This is a genomic window from Corynebacterium callunae (assembly GCF_046592015.1).
Classification (GTDB): Bacteria; Actinomycetota; Actinomycetes; order Mycobacteriales; family Mycobacteriaceae; genus Corynebacterium; species Corynebacterium callunae_A.
On record NZ_JAWVOB010000001.1, the window covers coordinates 485,449 to 503,284 of the forward strand.

The 17,836-nt window shown below is 51.6% G+C and carries 16 protein-coding genes; 7 read left to right on the forward strand and 9 right to left on the reverse strand.

The window, feature by feature from the left end; translation table 11 throughout:
- Positions 1-91: 91 nt before the first annotated feature.
- From SFC07_RS02245 to SFC07_RS02260, 4 genes are all read right to left on the reverse strand, one after another.
- Positions 92-460, reverse strand: a complete 369-nt coding sequence (locus SFC07_RS02245) for a hypothetical protein (protein ID WP_411206595.1) — start codon at positions 458-460, stop codon at positions 92-94.
- Positions 461-502: 42 nt separating this feature from the next.
- Positions 503-847, reverse strand: coding sequence for a hypothetical protein (locus tag SFC07_RS02250; RefSeq protein WP_411206596.1), 345 nt, complete (start codon positions 845-847; stop codon positions 503-505).
- A 412-nt stretch (positions 848-1,259) separates the two neighbouring features.
- On the reverse strand, positions 1,260-2,657 hold the full coding sequence (gene mtr / locus SFC07_RS02255; protein ID WP_411206597.1) for a mycothione reductase: 1,398 nt from the start codon (positions 2,655-2,657) through the stop codon (positions 1,260-1,262).
- A gap of 126 nt (positions 2,658-2,783) precedes the next feature.
- Positions 2,784-3,830 carry an alpha/beta hydrolase gene (locus tag SFC07_RS02260; RefSeq protein WP_411206598.1) on the reverse strand — a complete coding sequence of 349 codons (1,047 nt, stop codon included), beginning with the start codon at positions 3,828-3,830 and terminating at the stop codon, positions 2,784-2,786.
- A 471-nt stretch (positions 3,831-4,301) separates the two neighbouring features.
- Between SFC07_RS02260 and mqo the strand changes: the two genes are divergently transcribed.
- The 3 genes from mqo (at position 4,302) to SFC07_RS02275 (ending at position 6,784) form a co-directional block, all read left to right on the forward strand.
- Positions 4,302-5,801 (forward strand): malate dehydrogenase (quinone), encoded by a 1,500-nt coding sequence (gene mqo / locus SFC07_RS02265; RefSeq protein ID WP_411206599.1) that lies wholly within the window; start codon positions 4,302-4,304, stop codon positions 5,799-5,801.
- A 174-nt stretch (positions 5,802-5,975) separates the two neighbouring features.
- Entirely contained in the window at positions 5,976-6,578 is a 603-nt protein-coding gene (locus tag SFC07_RS02270; protein ID WP_411206600.1) for a VOC family protein, read from the forward strand.
- On the forward strand, positions 6,533-6,784 hold the full coding sequence (locus tag SFC07_RS02275) for a VOC family protein (RefSeq protein WP_411206601.1): 252 nt from the start codon (positions 6,533-6,535) through the stop codon (positions 6,782-6,784). Before SFC07_RS02270 ends, SFC07_RS02275 begins: the two co-directional genes overlap by 46 nt.
- A gap of 179 nt (positions 6,785-6,963) precedes the next feature.
- Here the strand turns inward: SFC07_RS02275 and SFC07_RS02280 are convergent, their stop codons facing one another.
- The gene (locus tag SFC07_RS02280) at positions 6,964-8,412 is read right to left on the reverse strand and encodes a protein adenylyltransferase SelO (protein WP_411206602.1); all 1,449 of its coding nucleotides are present in this window, start codon (positions 8,410-8,412) and stop codon (positions 6,964-6,966) included.
- A 41-nt stretch (positions 8,413-8,453) separates the two neighbouring features.
- Here SFC07_RS02280 and cobA point away from each other — a divergent pair, with 41 nt between their 5' ends.
- The 3 genes from cobA (at position 8,454) to SFC07_RS02295 (ending at position 11,277) form a co-directional block, all read left to right on the forward strand.
- Positions 8,454-9,209 carry a uroporphyrinogen-III C-methyltransferase gene (cobA, locus tag SFC07_RS02285; protein ID WP_411206603.1) on the forward strand — a complete coding sequence of 252 codons (756 nt, stop codon included), beginning with the start codon at positions 8,454-8,456 and terminating at the stop codon, positions 9,207-9,209.
- Positions 9,210-9,404: 195 nt separating this feature from the next.
- Positions 9,405-10,511: an ATP-binding protein gene (locus SFC07_RS02290; protein ID WP_411206604.1), complete on the forward strand. Its 1,107-nt coding sequence runs from the start codon at positions 9,405-9,407 to the stop codon at positions 10,509-10,511.
- A gap of 19 nt (positions 10,512-10,530) precedes the next feature.
- Positions 10,531-11,277 (forward strand): vWA domain-containing protein, encoded by a 747-nt coding sequence (locus SFC07_RS02295; RefSeq protein ID WP_411206605.1) that lies wholly within the window; start codon positions 10,531-10,533, stop codon positions 11,275-11,277.
- Here SFC07_RS02295 and yaaA read toward each other — a convergent pair.
- Positions 11,274-12,011: a peroxide stress protein YaaA gene (yaaA, locus tag SFC07_RS02300; RefSeq protein ID WP_411206606.1), complete on the reverse strand. Its 738-nt coding sequence runs from the start codon at positions 12,009-12,011 to the stop codon at positions 11,274-11,276. The genes SFC07_RS02295 and yaaA overlap by 4 nt on opposite strands.
- Before the next feature lie 106 nt (positions 12,012-12,117).
- On the opposite strand from yaaA, the gene SFC07_RS02305 reads away from it, so the two are divergent.
- Positions 12,118-13,884, forward strand: a complete 1,767-nt coding sequence (locus SFC07_RS02305) for a proline--tRNA ligase (RefSeq protein WP_411206607.1) — start codon at positions 12,118-12,120, stop codon at positions 13,882-13,884.
- A 178-nt stretch (positions 13,885-14,062) separates the two neighbouring features.
- Here SFC07_RS02305 and SFC07_RS02310 read toward each other — a convergent pair whose 3' ends face one another.
- Genes SFC07_RS02310 through SFC07_RS02320 form a run of 3 tightly spaced genes read right to left on the reverse strand, consistent with a single transcriptional unit; the run spans position 14,063 to position 17,734 of the window.
- Entirely contained in the window at positions 14,063-15,787 is a 1,725-nt protein-coding gene (locus SFC07_RS02310) for a dipeptide ABC transporter ATP-binding protein (protein ID WP_411206608.1), read from the reverse strand.
- Positions 15,784-16,815 (reverse strand): ABC transporter permease, encoded by a 1,032-nt coding sequence (locus SFC07_RS02315; protein ID WP_411206609.1) that lies wholly within the window; start codon positions 16,813-16,815, stop codon positions 15,784-15,786. The genes SFC07_RS02310 and SFC07_RS02315 overlap by 4 nt, the downstream gene beginning before the upstream one ends.
- A complete protein-coding gene (locus SFC07_RS02320; RefSeq protein WP_411206610.1) occupies positions 16,808-17,734 on the reverse strand; it encodes an ABC transporter permease in 927 nt (308 codons plus the stop codon). The genes SFC07_RS02315 and SFC07_RS02320 overlap by 8 nt, the downstream gene beginning before the upstream one ends.
- Positions 17,735-17,836: the final 102 nt, after the last annotated feature.

The window sequence follows — 17,836 nt, forward strand, 5'->3', positions numbered from 1 at the left end:
TATGTGCACGGTAGCTGGTTTTTGCTGTGAGGAAGGAAAAATGGGCACTCACGATGACGTGAGTGCCCATTTTTATAGCAAGTTCTGAGACTTACTTGATGATGCCGTTGTACTTCAGATAGTTAACAACTGGGAATACGATCATGCCGAGGACGGAACCGACGATCAGAACGTCGAATACCTTGCCCCAAGCGGAAAGCCAGCGAGGAACATCTTCGCCGGAGTCAGTGCGGGAAGAGCCGAAGCCGTCAACGCCGTAGCCTTCTTGGTCGCCTTCGTACTCGTCGCTGTAATCGCTCCAAGAAGAACCGAAGGAAGAAGAACCGAAGGAAGAGCCGGACTCAGACTCAGATTCTACAGTTTGGTTGTTGGTTTCCTGAGCGGAAGCAGCGGAAACGCCACCGAGGGTGATTGCAGCTGCAGAAACAAGTGCGATTGCAGAATTGCGGAATTTACGCATTGGAATGCGGACCTTTCAGTTGGTGAAGAATGAAGAGAAGGGTTACTTGGTGATTACGCCGGTGTAAACCAGGTAGTTGTATGCAGGGAACACGATGACGCCAAGAAGGGTGGCGATGCCACCGATCCAGGTGAGGTCATACATGTTCTGAACCCAAGCTGGCTGCTCATCGCGGGACTCTTCTTCGCCGAAGATATCATTGCCAGTAGCAGGAAGGTCAGCATCCCATTCTTCGCCAACAGCAGCAGGGCCACCGGAGGAGAGTGCGGAGAATACGGAGGAGAGGTCCTTCTGATCAGATTCCTCAGCAGAAGCGATAGTGGTGGATCCCAATGAAAGAGCGATTGCGGCAACGCCAGCAACTGCAGCAGTACGGAAAGAACGCATGAGAAAAGTCCTTTGAAATTAGATTGGAGCAACTCTCTTCGGATGAAGAGAGAACATATTTAGCCTTAAGTAATTGCTTTAATCTGCCAGGAAAGTGGTGGCAGAATATAAACAATTACCCAGCAACTGACATATCGGACAGTTTATTCCAAGGGTTACGGGAGAAACTGTAGTCAATTTTAATTACCGAGCTTAGATTTCCCAAGCATTTTATTGGTTGGTGATCTAACGTTCAAAAGTTTATACGGCTTTTCTAAGCCTTCAATAGCTAACGCTACTCCTGGGGGTAGCGTTAGCCAGCGAAGATAGAAAAATCCTTAAAAACTTGAAGTAAATCGCCTTCAATCTGAGATTTTCTTCGATTTCTATTTGACATGGAATGTTTTTATGGGAAGTGAAAAGCTTAGATTTTCTAGAATTCAAGACCTAATAATGCGTTTTCCACAACCTCAGGCAACGCGGGGTGAATCCAAAACTGCTTAGTTGCGGCTTCGCGTGTATCAATTCCAAAAGCCATGATGGTAATCAGCTGTTGAATTAAGGTCGAAGCCTGTGCCCCAATGATGTGAGCGCCGAGGATCTGGCCGGACTCTTTATCTGCAATAAGCTTGACAAATCCGTCCTTGTCTTCCATTGCCCAACCATAGGCAACGTCAGAATAGTTTTGGATTTTCACCGTAATATTGTGACCAGCTTCAATGGCTTGAGCTTCGGTGAGCCCGACTTGAGCAATTTGAGGGTTGGTGAAAACTGCAGAAGGAACGAAACTATGTGGCATAGGCTGCAAGTTTTCTGGATGCAGCAAGTTATGACGTACAGCGCGCATTTCTGCGTTGGCAACATGCTTTAGCTGGAATGGGGAGGATACATCTCCAAGGGCCCAAACACCTTCGACGTTGCTGCGACCGAACTCGTCCACCTTAACTTTGGTGCCGTCCATTTCGATGCCTGAAGCTGCTAGGTTCATCTGGTCGCCATTGGGAACGCGTCCGGTTGCTACCAACAGAACATCGGGTGTGATTTCTTCGCCGGTGTTGGTGCTAATGCTGACGCTGCCGTCCTCATTGTTCTTAGCTGCAGCGACAGTGGTGTTAAGGCGCACATCAAATTTCTTTTGGGAAAGTTCGAGAAGGCGTGCGGAGATATCTGCATCCGCTCCACGAAGCAGTTGCTCTGAACGGTTAAGAATGGTCACCTGGGTTCCCAAAGACTGGAAAACATGGGCAAACTCCATTGCAATATATCCACCACCAACTATCACCATGGATTTTGGTTGTTGAGCCAGACGCATGATGTTCTCGTTGGTATAAAAACGCACACCAGAATCTGCGATGACCTGTGGGACTACTGGCCGTGAGCCAGTTGCAATAACAATGTCGGTGCCACTAATAATCTGTTCTTGACCAGCGATGCCAGTGGAGATTGTTTTGTGTCCCACAAATTGAGCATGCATATCGTAGACATCGATATTTGGCGTCTCGGGGCCTCGTCGATAAGCCTCTCCACCTTGAGCAATGGGGTCAATACGGTCGGCGAAAACGCGATCCACGATTGAAGGCCAATCAACGCCATTGAGGGAAGCATCGATGCCATAGCGGGAAGCTTCATGAATTTCCTTCGCTACATCTGCGGCGTAGACATACATTTTGGTTGGGATGCATCCCACATTGAGGCAAGTTCCGCCAAAGGCACCTTTTTCAATAATGGCGATTGACTTATCATCAAACTCTGGTCCAGGGATAGAGTTTCCTGAGCCAGTTCCAATGATGATGAGGTCATAATGCTTGACTGGTGCGGACTGCTCTGACATGTAAAAGATCTCCTATGGATGGATCGAAAGTAGCGGGGCGTAGGGTTTTTCTGCCCCAGGTCTATTCGATTGATGTGCTTCTTAAAAGGCAACACTTATTGGTGACAATATCTTCCCCGTTTGTGTTTAGCGAGGTATGCGGTGTCCTTCTAGCCAATTGTTTACGACGTCCATTGCCTTTTTGCGCACCGGCTGGATTGAGAGGAAAACATCATGTCGCGCATCCTCAATTGGGATAACGGTGACTCGAGAAGAGGGTTTTGAAAGATGAGGCGCCCACTTTTGAATCTGTTTTACATCTAACACTGCATCGGCGGAATCTGTAGCTGGGGAGTATTCCCGCTTGAACCATGATCGTGCCGAACAAATAGTTAGTACATCAACGCCCACATTGACTAGATCTTTGTGAACTTGGCGGTGGCCCAAAAGCACGGCGCGTAACCATCCGAGATTTTTCTGATGGCCTTCAACGGGTTTGAGGATGGTATCAAAATCCCATTCACCAAAATGATCCTTGTGGATCGAACGACCATAAGACCCCAAACCATCGTTGGGGAGGGTGATAAGCGGTTTTTTGAATCCTAAAAACTGAATCAAGGGTGTGAGGAGACGAACAACCACCCTGGGGTACATGAGGTCCAGCCAAGGACTGTTTAAAACCAATGCAGGAATTTTTGAATGCAAGGCCTTATCGGTGGTTTTGAGATCTGAAAGCCAGAGCGGAACGATTAACCCACCGGTGGAGTGCGCCGCCGGTATCAGTGCAGGGTGGTGGGATGTAATGAGTGCTGTTGCGGCACTTAAGTCCTCGAAGTAGAACCGTAGATCGGTGGCAAAATGCCATTGCTGGCCGGGCCTATGTGAACGGCCGCATTTCCGTAAATCCACAGCATAAACCGCAAATCCAGCAGCGTGAAAGTATTCCGCGAATTCAGTGTGGAAGAAATAGTCTGTCATGCCGTGTACCCACAAAAGAGCTGGCCTTTGGAAAAACTCATGGTCAAGGGAGTTGGCGCTATCTGGATTAAAGCGGACAACTGTAGCTACGACATCAGTTTCACCATCTGGGTCACTACCTAGTTCTATGGTGTGTTTTTGATAACCGGGACCCAGGATGTCACCTTCCCAATCGTCTTCATTGAAGAGGGACATTGAGGTGCTTTGAGAATACATACTCTAAAGATAGGAGGAATTGATATAAAAAGCTTCAGCAGCCGCTGAACTCAGCTGAATTTAGGTAAGCACTCTTGGTGAGGCCGTGAAAACAAAGCCCAGATTCAATCTGAAATCCGCTAGTTCTTGACGGCAAGCTCCCAATCAAAATTGGTCTCAACTTCAAACATTTTGCAAAGATCACATTTACAAAGTTGGCAACTTGGGGGTGGGGGTGAAAAGGGGGAGGTTTATTGTGATGTTTGGTTAATATTAGGAGGCTGTTTCCTGGCTCTTGTATTGCAGGCGTACACTATTAACCTACGGACAACGTGCACCTAAAGTCTTTTGAAAGAGTCAAGAGAGGGTGCGCTTTCAAGCGTCAGCTTAAGGTTCTGCCATCAAGTTCGCTTTTGTTGAGGGTAGAAGTTTGGCTTGTGCGCCTGTTTTTGTGTTCGGCAGACAACTCGCGGAGATAAAAGGAAGTTGAACATGTCAGATTCCCCGAAGAACGCACAAAGGATTACTGATGAGGCAGACGTTGTCCTCATCGGTGCCGGAATTATGAGCTCTACCCTTGGTGCAATGCTGCGCCAGCTGGAGCCAACCTGGTCTCAGATCGTCTTTGAGCGTTTGGATGGACCGGCCCAAGAGTCGTCCTCACCGTGGAACAATGCAGGTACTGGACACTCTGCTCTGTGTGAGTTGAATTACACTCCAGAGGTCAATGGCAAGGTCAATATCACCAAGGCTATTGGCATTAATGAAAAATTCCAGGTTTCCCGCCAGTTCTGGTCTCACCAGGTTGACGCCGGTATCCTCTCTGATCCACGCGAATTTATTAACCCTGTACCTCACGTTTCCTTCGGACAGGGTGCGGATCAGGTTGCATACATTAAGAATCGCTATGAAGCGCTTAAGGATCACCCACTTTTCCAGGGTATGTCCTACGCTGACGATGAAGAGACCTTCGCAGAGAAGCTTCCTTTGATGGCTAAGGGTAGGGATTACTCCAACCCAGTAGCAATTTCTTGGATCAAAGAAGGTACCGACATCAACTACGGTGCACAGACCAAGCAGTTCTTGAGTGCGGCTGAATCTAAGGGCACCGAAATTCGTTACGGTCACGAGGTTAAGAGCGTCAAGGCTGATGGCTCTAAGTGGATCGTTACTGTCAAGAATGTTCACACTGGCGACACCAAGACCGTGAAGGCTAATTTTGTCTTCGTCGGTGCAGGTGGATACGCACTGGATCTCCTGCGTAGCGCAGGTATTCCTGAGGTCAAGGGCTTCGCTGGCTTCCCAGTTTCTGGTCTGTGGCTGCGTTGCACCAATGAGGAGCTCATTGAACAGCATGCCGCCAAGGTTTATGGCAAAGCATCTGTTGGCGCTCCTCCAATGTCTGTCCCACACTTGGATACCCGCGTCATCGACGGCAAGAAGGGCTTACTCTTTGGACCTTATGGTGGTTGGACCCCTAAGTTCCTCAAGCAGGGTTCTTACTTGGATCTCTTCAAGTCCATTCGCCCTGACAACATTCCTTCCTACTTGGGTGTTGCGGCACAGGAGTTTGACCTCACCAAGTACCTGGTTACCGAGGTTCTCAAGAACCAGGACAAGCGTATGGAATCTCTGCGCGAATACATGCCAGAGGCTCAAAATGGCGACTGGGAGACCATCATCGCCGGCCAGCGTGTTCAGGTTATTAAGCCAACCGGATTCCCTAAGTTTGGTTCCCTAGAGTTCGGTACCACCTTGATCAACAACTCTGAGGGCACCATTGCAGGTCTGCTTGGTGCATCTCCAGGAGCTTCCATCGCTCCTTCCGCAATGATCGAATTGCTGGAGCGTTGCTTCGGCGACCGCATGATTGCCTGGGGTGACAAGCTGCAGGAAATGGTTCCTTCTTATGGCAAGAAGCTGGCTAATGAGCCAAAGCTTTTTGCTGAGCAGTGGGATCGCACCCAGAAGACTTTGAAGCTCGAAGCATAAAGTTTTCACCAAAGTTTAGCTAAAAAAGACAACGCCTCAGAAATTTTCTGAGGCGTTGTCTTATTGTCTTGAGCAGGAACAATCCGATGAAAATCGAACAAATTTCGAACGAAGATGCCATTAGTTTGTGGACCAGATCACAAGATGTCCACCTCTTTCTCTATTGTCGGGTTTATGCAAAAAATCATTCCAAATATTTGGTGCCAAGGTAACGCAGATGAAGTCGCAGAATACTACGTCGATATCTTCTCCCATACCCCTCAGGAAGCTCATATTCAGGAGACGATCACCTATTCAGAAGAAGGCCTCCAGGAATTTCAGGAGTCTCTAGCGGGAAAGACCCTAACGGTTGAGGTAGAGCTTTCCGGAACCCGGTTTATTTTGATCAACGCCGGTGTAGAATTTCGCCCCAATCCGTTCCTAAGTTTTGTGCTCAATTTTGATCCCATACTAGAACCGGAGGCGAAAGCACATCTTGAGCAGATGTGGCAGCTGCTTAGCTCTACGGGTAAGGTGCTCATGCCGCTGGACTCTTACCCATTTTCTCCCTATTTTGCCTGGGTAGAGGATCCTTATGAAGTAAGCTCGCAGCTCCATTTAGCACCTGAGGGAAGTGATCCACGGTCTTTTATTATTCCTTCATTCATGTTCGGTGCAGAGGCTCAAAACCAAGCCAAAGCCGCTCAAAGAAGTACCTCAGCACTTTTCCAGATTCCCAATTGGGCAGCACCGTGGAGTTTGCCGAAGCAACTAGACCTGCTGAAAAGGGCGCATTGATGTATTCCGACTTTCAGCTAGCTGGTCAGTGGTTTAGCGCCCGTGATGCTGGAGTGCCACAACCCTTTAACTTCAATGAAGGCGTGTCACTGATGTATCAAGCTCACGGCCAGGAAGAGCTCGATGCGGTGTGGAATTCTCTGTCTGCGGTTCCTCAAGCTGAGGTCTGTGGCTGGCTCAAAGACGAATTTGGTGTGAGCTGGTAGATTGTGCCAGATAATCTAGCCGAGCTCATGGAAAAGCCGGGAACTTTTGAGAAGCTAATGGGCATGGGAAAGATTCAGATCAGCGAGTTCGAAGCCCCTGATACAGCTTGTCGACGTCCCCTCGCCCCGCCAGGCAACGCCCGGCAGGGGGGTTGCGGAGGGCGGCGTCGAAAAGCAGCTTAGGTGCCACAGAAGGTTCGATAATTGTCCTCGAAACCTGGTGAACTAGGTAAAGAAAGATAAGCTGTTCCAGCTTCCCGGTCAAAGGGGTGTGTGACCGCTTTGAGGAGCCGAAGGTAATTGTGCAGATCGCCATTAAGAGCGCTACTGAGAGCATCTTCCACTAGGTGATTCCGCGGAATGAAAATAGGGTTTACCTGGGCCATCTGCTTAAGATTCGGATTTAGTGCCTGCCATCTCGCAACCCAGTCCTCGAACCCAGAGGGTTTGGTAGTCCCCTCTGTAAGCGCGCGCATCAACGTTGTTAGATCGGGAGAATGCAGTGCTAAAAGGTTTTGGAAATCTTCAAAGAGCTTCTTCTCCGAGGCATCCACCCCCAATGCCAGCGCAAGTTCTGCTTGAAGTGCCTCGCGGTAGAGTCCACCAAATTCATTCATGAGTATTTGGGCCTGTGTCATTGCCTCATCTGGAGTCTCAGCCAAAAGTGGGAGCAGGGTTTCCACCAGGCGGGCCAAGTTCCACCCGATTATGGAAGGCTGATTGCCAAAGCTATAACGACCCTGGGTGTCGATAGAGCTGAAAAATGTGTCCTCGCTATATGTCTCCATAAAGGCGCAAGGCCCATAGTCAATCGTCTCACCAGATATAAGAGTGTTATCGGTATTAAGCACTCCATGGACAAAACCCAGACGAGTCCACTGAGCCACGGTACGAGCTTGACGCTTCATCACCGCGCGGAAAAAGTCCACATATAGCTGTGGGGTGGGCTCTGCTAAACTTGACGCTAGCTCCGGGTAATTTCGCTTAATCGAAAAATCTGCGAGGCGCTTAGAAAGCTCAATGCCACCAGTGAGATTGGAATATTGAAAAGACCCAACTCGGATGTGGCTCGCGGCAACTCGAACCAAAACTGCTCCCGGAACCGCAGTTTCGCGTTGGATTTTTCGCCCCGTGGTTAGAACCGCGAGCGCACGGGTCGTAGGAACACCCAGGGCAAACATCGCTTCCGAGACCAAATATTCACGCAAAACTGGTCCCAAAGCCGCACGCCCGTCACCGCCACGGGAAAATTTTGTGCGTCCAGAACCTTTAAGGTGAATATCGCGCCACATGCCGTTCTTATCCTGAACCTCTCCCAGCAGGAGTGCACGGCCATCTCCCAGCTGAGGAACAAATTGTCCAAATTGGTGGCCAGCGTAAGCTTGAGAGACTGCCTGGCTCAAAGGCTCAGTATCGCGGCCTAAGAGGAAGTTGATACCGTCATCACTTTTTAGCCACTCCGGATCCAATCCCAATTCCTGCGCTAGCTCCTCATTAAGCAGCAACAAGGATGGAGCCGGAGCGTCTTCACCCTGGCCAGGAGAAGAAAGCTCGGGGAACTCGCGGGCGAACTGCGCATCCAGCTTAAAAGGCACGGCGGTAGGGGAGTTGGTGCTTGCGGTACTCATGCTGCCAGCCTAGCCATTTGCACCGACTAGGATAATTTTCCATGAGTATTAAGCAAACAGAGCCTGCCTCTTCCATAAAGCCGGTTAGTCTAATCGGCGGCGGTCCCGGAGCCTGGGATCTCATCACTGTGCGCGGCATGAATCGTTTGCAAGAAGCAGATGTTATTTTGGCGGATCACCTTGGACCCACCAATGAGCTGGACAAACTATGCGATATCAGCTCCAAGGAACTTGTTGATGTCTCCAAGCTTCCCTATGGTCGCCAAGTTGCACAGTCCCGTACCAATGAAATGCTGGTGGAATACGCACAGCAGGGTAAGAAAGTTGTGCGTCTTAAAGGCGGCGATCCTTATGTCTTTGGACGCGGGTTTGAAGAATTGGAATATCTGGCTGAACACGGCATTGCCTGCGAGGTGATTCCCGGCGTGACCAGCGCAATTTCAGTACCAGCAGCGGCCGGAATCCCTATTACTAGCCGAGGTGTGGTGCACAGCTTCACCGTCATTTCCGGGCACCTGCCTCCTGGACATGAAAAGTCCCTGCTTGACTGGGACGCTCTCGCCAAATCGGGTGGCACCTTGTCCATCATTATGGGCGTTAAAAATGCTGCCGCCATTGCAGATGCTCTCATGGCTGGCGGACTTGCCACGGACACCCCAGCAGCGGTAATCCAGGAAGGCACCACCTCTGGTCAACGTTCAATTCGATGCACCCTGCAAACTCTGGGTGAAACCATGATCAAAGAGGAAATCAAAGCTCCTGCGGTTTATGTCATTGGGGATGTCGCCGGCCTGTAGCCACAAAACCGGACAATGGGGGCAAAGAAAGCAAATTCTTTACCCCCAAGTCGGCAAATTTCCACCCCACTAATTCGTAGTAGTAGGGCAGCGCTACTAAGGTATCCACACACGGGTGTGATCTAGTCACACCAATGGAAAATATGTGACGGAGCATCCAAACTTTGGTGCTTCGCAGGTGGAAAGAGGAAAAGCGTGTCCCCCCAAGCGGCAAATCGGTACCCATTTTCAGCAGTTGTTGGCCAAGATGAGCTACGTCTAGCGCTCATCCTCACTGCGATTTCCCCGCGCATCGGCGGCGTAGTAATCCGCGGCGAAAAAGGCACCGCCAAAACCACCACCGTGCGCGCCTTTGCCGGTTTGCTTGGCGACGCGCCTCTGGTCAACCTCCCGCTCGGCTCAACCGAGGACCGGGTGGTCGGCTCGCTGCATATGGAAACCGTGCTGACCACCGGCCGCGCAGAATACCAGCCCGGCCTGCTCGCGCAGGCCGACGGTGGTGTACTTTATGTTGATGAAATTAATCTCTTGGCGGACCACCTAGTTGATGCCCTTCTTGATGCAGCAGCTAGCGGTCGCGTCAATATTGAGCGCGATGGAATTTCCCATTCTTCACCTGCAAACTTTGTGCTGGTTGGAACTATGAACCCAGAGGAGGGCGAACTCCGCCCGCAGTTGCTTGACCGTTTTGGTTTAGCCGTCGATGTTGCAGCTTCAAATAACCCAGAGATTCGCGTGGATATTATTAAGCGCCGTCTGGCTTATGAGAACAATCCTGAGCAGTTCATGGCGCAGTGGGCCGATCGAGATGCCGAGGTTGCAGCCCGCATTGTAGAAGCGAAGAAATTGTTGCCTCAGGTAGAACTTCCAGATCTGATTCTCAACCAAATTGCTTGGCTCTGTGCCCGCATTGAAGTTGATGGCATGCGCGCTGACCTCGTAATTACCCGTGCAGCCTTGGCCAATGCAGCCTGGGAGGGACGAACTGTAGTGACCGATGAAGATGTAGAGACCGCAGCTCGATTGGCGTTGCCACACCGTCGCCGCCGAAATCCTTTTGATGCTCCTGAAATGGAGGAGCGCAAGCTGCAAGAGACCCTGCAAGAAGCCCGAAACTTCTTCAAAGACAATGAAAAGCAAGGCCCTGCAGCCAAGATCACCGATGAAGAAACCGGTGCTCAGGCCTATACCGATACTGATAATCCTACCGATGATGATGGTATGCAGGGCACTGCCCAAGCCAAGGCGCAGACCACCGGAAAGGTAGGTACTACCGGTTCCGGCGAGCCCTTTCGTTCCTAGAAATCTTCGCCTTTCTACCATGGGCTCGGAGGAGTTAACTCCGGGTCGTCGATCCAAGGCTTATTCCCGTCAGGGCGCAGATGTACGCCCGCAAAAAGGCGGACACGGAATCAACCTGGTCGGAACCTTGATGGCTGCATCTGAGCGTGGCGCAGGCATTGTGGAAGGCATTGTTGATTTCCGCCCTGAGGATCTCCGCGGCTCACTGCGACGGGGCAAGGAAGCAAACCTCATTGTTTTTGTGGTTGATACCTCAGGTTCCATGGCTGCCTTGTCGCGGGTGCGTGCGGTGACTGGCACCATCACTTCGATGCTTAATGACGCCTACCAGCGCCGCGACAAGGTGGCGGTTATTGCAGTAAATGGCAATAAGCCAACCTTGGTCTTAAGCCCGACAAACTCGGTGGAATTGGCACAACAGCGCCTCAAAGACATGCCCATGGGTGGACGCACGCCTTTGGCTGAAGGCTTGTTGATGGCAAAGGACCTAATGGAAAGGGAACGCCGCAAGGAACCAGGCCGACGCGCGCTAATGATTGTGATGACAGATGGCCAAGACACCTCAGATGCCGGTGAAATGGGTATCGCCACGGCAGCAGACCTGGTGGTGAAGTCTGGACTTTCTGGAAATCTGGTTATCGACTGCGAAGGCCGGTTAAAAGTAAGAAAAGAACGCGCTGCAGTTTTGGCAGAGATGCTGGGGGGAGTGTGCATCCGCTTGCGAGATATGAACTCCGAACACATCAAATTCGTGATTAACGCCTAAACCACCAGGGTGAAGGTTTCATTGTGTGCTGGATTTTCCTCAATGGTCATGCCAGCAGCACGAGCGATCGCAGCCACCTCGGCAGCAGTTGTTGCCTCCTGTGGGGAGCTTGCCAAAACTCGGGCAAGCTTCCCTTTGTAATGCTTATTAAAATGGCTAACCACTTTTCGGGAACCATCTTCCAGCACAGATTCCACACGCACGGTTACCGCATTTTTTACTCTTCCCAATTGCTGATAAGTACCACTGCGCAGATCCACCACCAGCGGTTCTGCGTCGAAAAGCGCCTCGGTGATTGCTGTACCCCAACGTGCCTTAAGCGTTGGCAGCTCACCGGTTTTGGTGGGCACTTTAGTGCCCCCAGAGAGGCGATAATGTGGGATTTGGTCGGTGGCGCGCACTACGCCAAAAAGGGCGGAGCCGATTGCTAGACGGTTAAGGGCGAAGTCGGGGAGGGAAGCGGCATCCAGCGCATCATAAAGAACACCGGAATAGCGGAAAATCGCCGGCATTGTGGGGCTGGTGCGTAGGTGTTTATTGGCTTGCGCCTCGGATTTAAGATTCTCTGAAATTCCGAGAATGCTCAGTGCATCTGCAATTTTGAGCGCGGAGAGATCTTTAATTAATTGTGTGCGCACCGGGTTTAGTTGGGGAAAGCTTAAGGCCTTCAGCGATAGGGGTTCGCCGGTTCCGCCGGGGGTTTTGGTTTCAGAAGGTGGCAACACAATAAGCATGTGTGTGAGGATACTTGAGAGCTTTTAGGAAGGTGTTAGTAGGCTCCGGCGTGAAAACCGGGGGTTGGGCGGTTGAATAGGAAGTGAGAGGGTATATTTATCACTCATGATCACTCGTCTTTCCACGCTCTTTTTGCGCACCTTGCGCGAAGACCCTGCCGATGCTGAAGTACCCAGCCACAAGCTGCTTGTCCGTGCAGGTTATATCCGCCGAGTAGCACCCGGTGTGTATTCTTGGCTGCCCCTTGGCCTGCGAGCACTGCGCAATATTGAAGCTGTTGTCCGCGAGGAAATGAACGAGATCGGCGGCCAGGAGCTGCTCTTCCCAGCACTGCTGCCACGCGAGCCTTATGAGACCACCCAGCGTTGGACCGAATATGGCGATTCCCTCTTCCGTTTGAAGGACCGCAAGGGCGGCGACTACCTCCTGGGACCAACACACGAGGAAATGTTCGCCTCCACAGTGAAAGATCTTTATAACTCCTATAAGGATTTCCCTGTCACCCTCTACCAAATTCAGACCAAGTACCGCGATGAGGAACGCCCACGTGCGGGCATTCTGCGTGGCCGTGAATTTGTGATGAAGGATTCTTATTCCTTCGATATGAGCGATGCCGGTTTGGAAGAGTCCTACCAGCGTCACCGCGGTGCCTACCAGCGCATTTTTGATCGCTTGGGCATTGAATACGTCATCTGTAAGGCAACTTCTGGCGCCATGGGCGGTTCAGCCTCTGAGGAATTCCTCGCGGTTTCCGAAAACGGCGAAGACACCTTTGTGCGTTCCACCGCTGGCAACTACGCCGCCAACGTTGAAGCAGTTATCACCCAGCCTGGTGTTGAGCGTTCCATTGAAGGCCTGCCAGAAGCAGTTATTCATGAGACCCCAGCATCTGAAACCATTGACGCTTTGGTCGAGTGGGCAAACTCCATCGACGTGCGCATTGATGGCCGTGAAGTAACCGCAGCTGACACCCTCAAGTGCATTGTGGTTAAGGTACGCCAGCCTGGTGCTGAAGAGTGGGAGCTCACCGGCATCCTGCTTCCAGGAAACCGCGAAGTAGATATGAAGCGTTTGGAGGCGTCCCTGGAGCCTGCCGAAGTTGAGTTGGCAGTAGAGGCTGACTTTGCCAAGAACCCATTCTTGGTTAAGGGCTATGTTGGACCTGTTGGTTTGGCAAAGAACGGCGTGAAGGTTCTCGCTGATCCTCGCGTTGTCACTGGTACCTCCTGGATAACCGGCGCCGATGAAAAGGAACGCCACGTGGTGGGCCTGGTTGCTGGCCGCGATTTCACCCCAGACGGCTTTATTGAAGCTGCTGAAATCATGGAAGGCGATCCAGCACCAGAAGGCGAGGGCACTTTGACCCTGGCCCGCGGTATCGAGATCGGCCACATCTTCCAACTGGGCCGTAAGTACACTGAGGCCTTTGACGTGCAGATCCTTGATGAAAACGGTAAGCGCGCCATCCCAACCATGGGTTCCTATGGCATTGGCGTTTCCCGTCTGCTGGCAGTTCTTGCCGAACAGCGCCACGATGAGGCTGGCTTGAAATGGTCCGTTGAGGTTGCCCCTTATCAGGTGCACGTTGTTGCAGCTAATAAGGATGCCGCAGCCATTGAGGCTGCAGAGCGCTACGCCGCTGAGCTGTCTGCCGCTGGCCTTGAAGTGCTTTTCGACGACCGTGCCAAGGTGAGCCCGGGTGTGAAATTTAAGGATGCGGAACTTTTAGGCATGCCTTTCGCACTTATCTTGGGCCGTGGTTATGCTGACGGCAAGGTTGAGCTGCGTATACGCGGTGGCGAAAAGTCCGAACTTGATGCAGATCAGGCTGTAGCCCAGATCGTAGAGATGGTTGCTCAAGCTCGCACTTAAACCGATAGATGAGTTTTAGACTCTGCCCCGGCTCAAGGTTCATTCCTTGAGCCGGGGCAGTGGTGTTTTTAAGCGAGCTTGAGTCTTAGCGGCTTTGGTGGCTATTGCAAAACCCCTGTGCTGGCAGTGGCCTTTTAGACCACACCAGCACAGGGGTTTAAACCTGCAAACCAGAGGACTAGAACAGGTTTTCACCGGTACCAAGCTCAATGCCCAAACCTGGAACGGCATTAATCAATGCACGGGTGTATTCCTGCTGTGGATTATTAAAGATGTCGTCGGTGCGACCCTTCTCTACAATCCTGCCCTTCTGCATAACCACCACGTCATCAGCTGTTTGGCGAACCACCGCCAGATCGTGCGTAATAAAGAGGTAGCTAAGTTTTAGATCTTGCTGCAATTGGGCCAAAAGCTGCAGAATCTGGTTCTGCACCAACACATCCAGGGCAGACACTGCCTCATCAAGCACAATGACCTCAGGGTTGAGAGCAAGCGCGCGGGCGATTGCAATGCGTTGACGCTGACCACCGGAAAGCTCATTCGGATAGCGGCGCATGGTAGATCGTGGCATGGAAACCATATCAAGCAGTTCAGCAACGCGTGCCTCGCGGGCTTTGCGGTCACCACCCACCTTGTGAATAACCAGTGGCTCTTCAATACAGCGGTAAATAGAGTACATAGGATCCAAGGAACCATACGGGTTTTGGAAAACCACCTGCAGCTTCCGGCGCATATTAAAGATCTCTTTGGAGCTCAAGCTGGTGAGGTCCGTGCCTTCATAAAGCACCTGGCCACTAGTCGGCTCCAGGAGGTTTAGCACCATATTGGCCACTGTGGATTTGCCAGAACCTGATTCTCCCACCAAGGCAGTGGTGGTTCCCTTGCGTACAAAGAAGGACACATCGTCCACGGCTTTGAGCTTTTTCTTATCACCACGCGTTCCGCGGATATCAAATTCCTTGGTGAGGTTTTTCACCTCAATGACGCGCTCCTCAGATTGGGAATCATCACCTGCGGTTGCAGCCAGCAGCTCAGCACTTTCAATGCCTTGTTGCTGGGCGCTTTGAATACGCGCAGAAGCCAGTGAGGGAGCAGCCTTGACCAAACGCTGGGTATATGGATGCTGCGGATTGCGCAGAATACTCAAGGAAGGACCAGATTCCACGATGCGCCCGCGGTGCATGACCACCAGGTGCTCAGCGCGCTCAGCAGCCAGACCAAGATCGTGGGTGATAAAGAGAACTGCAGTTCCCAGATCCTTAGTTAATGTCTCTAGGTGATCCAGAATCTGGCGCTGCACTGTTACATCCAGCGCCGAGGTTGGCTCATCAGCAATGAGCAATTTGGGACGGGCTGCAAGGCCAATGGCGATGAGGGCACGCTGGCGCATACCTCCGGAGAACTCATGTGGATACTGCTTGGCGCGACGTTCGGCATCGGGGAGGCCCGCCTCTGCCAAAACCTCAGCAACACGCTTATCCATCTCAGAACCTGGGACCACATGGTTGGCTCTCAAGGATTCTTTGATCTGGGTGCCAATGCGCCATACGGGGTTCAGGTTGGTCATTGGGTCCTGTGGAACCAGACCAATTTCAGAGCCGCGGTATTTTTCCATTTGCTTATTGTTCAGGTTGGTAATGTCTGCGCCCTCAAAGATGATGGAGCCTTCAGTGACCTTGCCGGTACCTGGCAGTAGTCCAATGATGGACATTGCGGTTGTGGATTTACCTGAACCTGATTCACCCACGATGGCTACGGATTGGCCAGGGTAAATGGTGAGGTTGGCACCACGCACTGCATCCACAACTCCGGTTGAGGAGGTGAAGGAGATCTTAAGATCTTTAAGTTGCAGCAGTGGTCGTTCACCCGCGTGGTTGGGGGTGTGTGAGGTGTTCTTGGTCATCGCTTCCTCGACTTAGGATCCAGAGCGTCGCGGACGACATCGCCCATCATGATAAAGCTCAATACGGTTAGTGCCAGTGCCATTGCAGGATAGAAAAGCACCATTGGTTGGGTACGAAGTGAGGTCTGTGCCTTGGCGATATCCGCACCCCAGGACACAATTGACGGTGGCAGGCCGATACCCAGGAAGGACAGGGTTGCTTCAGCAACGATGAAGGTTCCCAGTGCAACGGTGGAGTACACAATGATGGGGGCTGCAGCATTGGGCATGATGTGAGAAAGCAGCATCTTCGCCTTGGATGCACCTAGTGCGCGGGCGGAGGTGACATATTCTTCATTCTTCGCGGTCATGACCGCACCACGGGTAATACGCGCAATATTGGTCCAACCAAAAATGCCGAGGACCAAAACCACGGTGACAATCGTGCGGTGTTCTTTGAACATCTGCATCACCACGATAGCTGCTAGTACCAAAGGCACTGCGAAGAAGATATCGGTGATGCGGGAGAGGATGGTATCCATAATTCCGCCGAAGAAACCGGCCAAAGCACCAAAAATCGTGCCGATAATAACCACCAGCAGCGTGGTCAACACACCTACTGCGACAGATGCTCGGGCGCCATAAACGGTGCGCGCATAAATATCGCAACCTTGGCGATCAAATCCAAAAGGATGCCCAGCTGTGGGATCGCCCAAAGAATTGGAAAGTTCACAAAACTGTGGATCAGTATTGGTAAAGAGCGAAGGCACAATAGCTAGCGCGAAAGCCAAAAGAATCAACACCGCGGAAACCCAAAATAGAGGACGGCGACGCAAATCACGCCAAGCTTCACCCCACATGGAGGTCGGTGCGGAATCATCGGCGACGGCATCAACCGCACCCAAACCGGTTTCATCAGTGTCAGCAATAAAGTGTTCTTGGCCAGGGCGAATTAGTGCCTGTTCAGCACCGCCTGGGAAGAAGGAGGCTTGATCGAGATTGTCGTCGCGGCCGTGGTCCTGGTTTGCGGGGAAGTCAGTATTAGGCATAGCGGATCCTCGGGTCGAGAACGGCGTAGATCAAATCCACGATGAGATTGGCAATGATATAGACGATCACCAAAACGGTGACGAAGGAGACGACCGTTGTTGGTTCGCCCTTCAAAATTGCCTGGTAAAGCGTGCCACCCACACCATTAATGCCGAAAATACCTTCGGTGACAATGGCACCGCCCATGAGGGCTCCCAGGTCAGCGCCGAGGAAGGTGGCAACAGGAATAAGCGAGTTGCGCAGCACATGGCGGTTCATCACGGAAAAGCCGGACATTCCCTTAGCGCGCGCTGTGCGGACATAGTCTGCCCGCAGATTTTCACTCACGGACTGGCGGGTCAGGCGCAGTACATACGCAAAGGACACCGCACCGAGCACAATTGCCGGCATTATCAACGCTGTGAAGCTGGTGTTTGAGCCTACGGTTACCGGTAGTAGACCCCATTTCACACCAACAAGGAATTGAAGCACAAAGCCAATAACAAAGGTGGGTACCGCGATAACGATGAGGGAAATCACGAGGACAGTGGAATCAAAAATGCCACCGCGGCGAATACCAGCGATAACACCAAAGGCAATGCCAAGTACTGCCTCAAAAATCAGTGCCATTAAGGAAAGCTTGATGGTGACTGGAAAGGCGCGAGCCATCACGTCCAACACAGGTTGGCCGGAGAAGGTGGTGCCGAAATCGAGGACAAAAATACCCTTGACATAGAGCAAATATTGCACCAAGAAGGGTTTATCTAGGTTGTATGCCTGACGGATTTTTTCGGCGGCAGCCTCGGTAAGGCCACGATCGCCACCTAGAGCCTGGACTGGGTCACCAGGCATCAGGAATACAAGGGCGTAAATCAGCAGGGTCGCTCCAAAAAAGACCGGAATCATTTGGAGCAAACGTCGCCCGATATAACGAAGCATGAGCGTGGGTGTCCTTGCTTGCTGGGGGTGGATAAAGGAAATAGCGCTTTTCGACGAAAAACCAAGTGGAAAAGCTCTTGTTTAAAAACAAAGGCCCAGGTC

Coding starts and splice junctions, on each gene's coding strand:
- cobA (WP_411206603.1), top strand. CDS start 8,454: ATGAGTATTAAGCAAACAGAGCCTGCCTCTTCCATAAAGCCGGTTAGT.
- SFC07_RS02280 (WP_411206602.1), bottom strand. CDS start 8,412: ATGAGTACCGCAAGCACCAACTCCCCTACCGCCGTGCCTTTTAAGCTG.
- SFC07_RS02245 (WP_411206595.1), bottom strand. CDS start 460: ATGCGTAAATTCCGCAATTCTGCAATCGCACTTGTTTCTGCAGCTGCA.
- SFC07_RS02295 (WP_411206605.1), top strand. CDS start 10,531: ATGGGCTCGGAGGAGTTAACTCCGGGTCGTCGATCCAAGGCTTATTCC.
- SFC07_RS02320 (WP_411206610.1), bottom strand. CDS start 17,734: ATGCTTCGTTATATCGGGCGACGTTTGCTCCAAATGATTCCGGTCTTT.
- SFC07_RS02270 (WP_411206600.1), top strand. CDS start 5,976: ATGCAAAAAATCATTCCAAATATTTGGTGCCAAGGTAACGCAGATGAA.
- SFC07_RS02305 (WP_411206607.1), top strand. CDS start 12,118: ATGATCACTCGTCTTTCCACGCTCTTTTTGCGCACCTTGCGCGAAGAC.
- SFC07_RS02310 (WP_411206608.1), bottom strand. CDS start 15,787: ATGACCAAGAACACCTCACACACCCCCAACCACGCGGGTGAACGACCA.
- SFC07_RS02260 (WP_411206598.1), bottom strand. CDS start 3,830: ATGTATTCTCAAAGCACCTCAATGTCCCTCTTCAATGAAGACGATTGG.
- mqo (WP_411206599.1), top strand. CDS start 4,302: ATGTCAGATTCCCCGAAGAACGCACAAAGGATTACTGATGAGGCAGAC.
- SFC07_RS02250 (WP_411206596.1), bottom strand. CDS start 847: ATGCGTTCTTTCCGTACTGCTGCAGTTGCTGGCGTTGCCGCAATCGCT.
- mtr (WP_411206597.1), bottom strand. CDS start 2,657: ATGTCAGAGCAGTCCGCACCAGTCAAGCATTATGACCTCATCATCATT.
- SFC07_RS02315 (WP_411206609.1), bottom strand. CDS start 16,815: ATGCCTAATACTGACTTCCCCGCAAACCAGGACCACGGCCGCGACGAC.
- yaaA (WP_411206606.1), bottom strand. CDS start 12,011: ATGCTTATTGTGTTGCCACCTTCTGAAACCAAAACCCCCGGCGGAACC.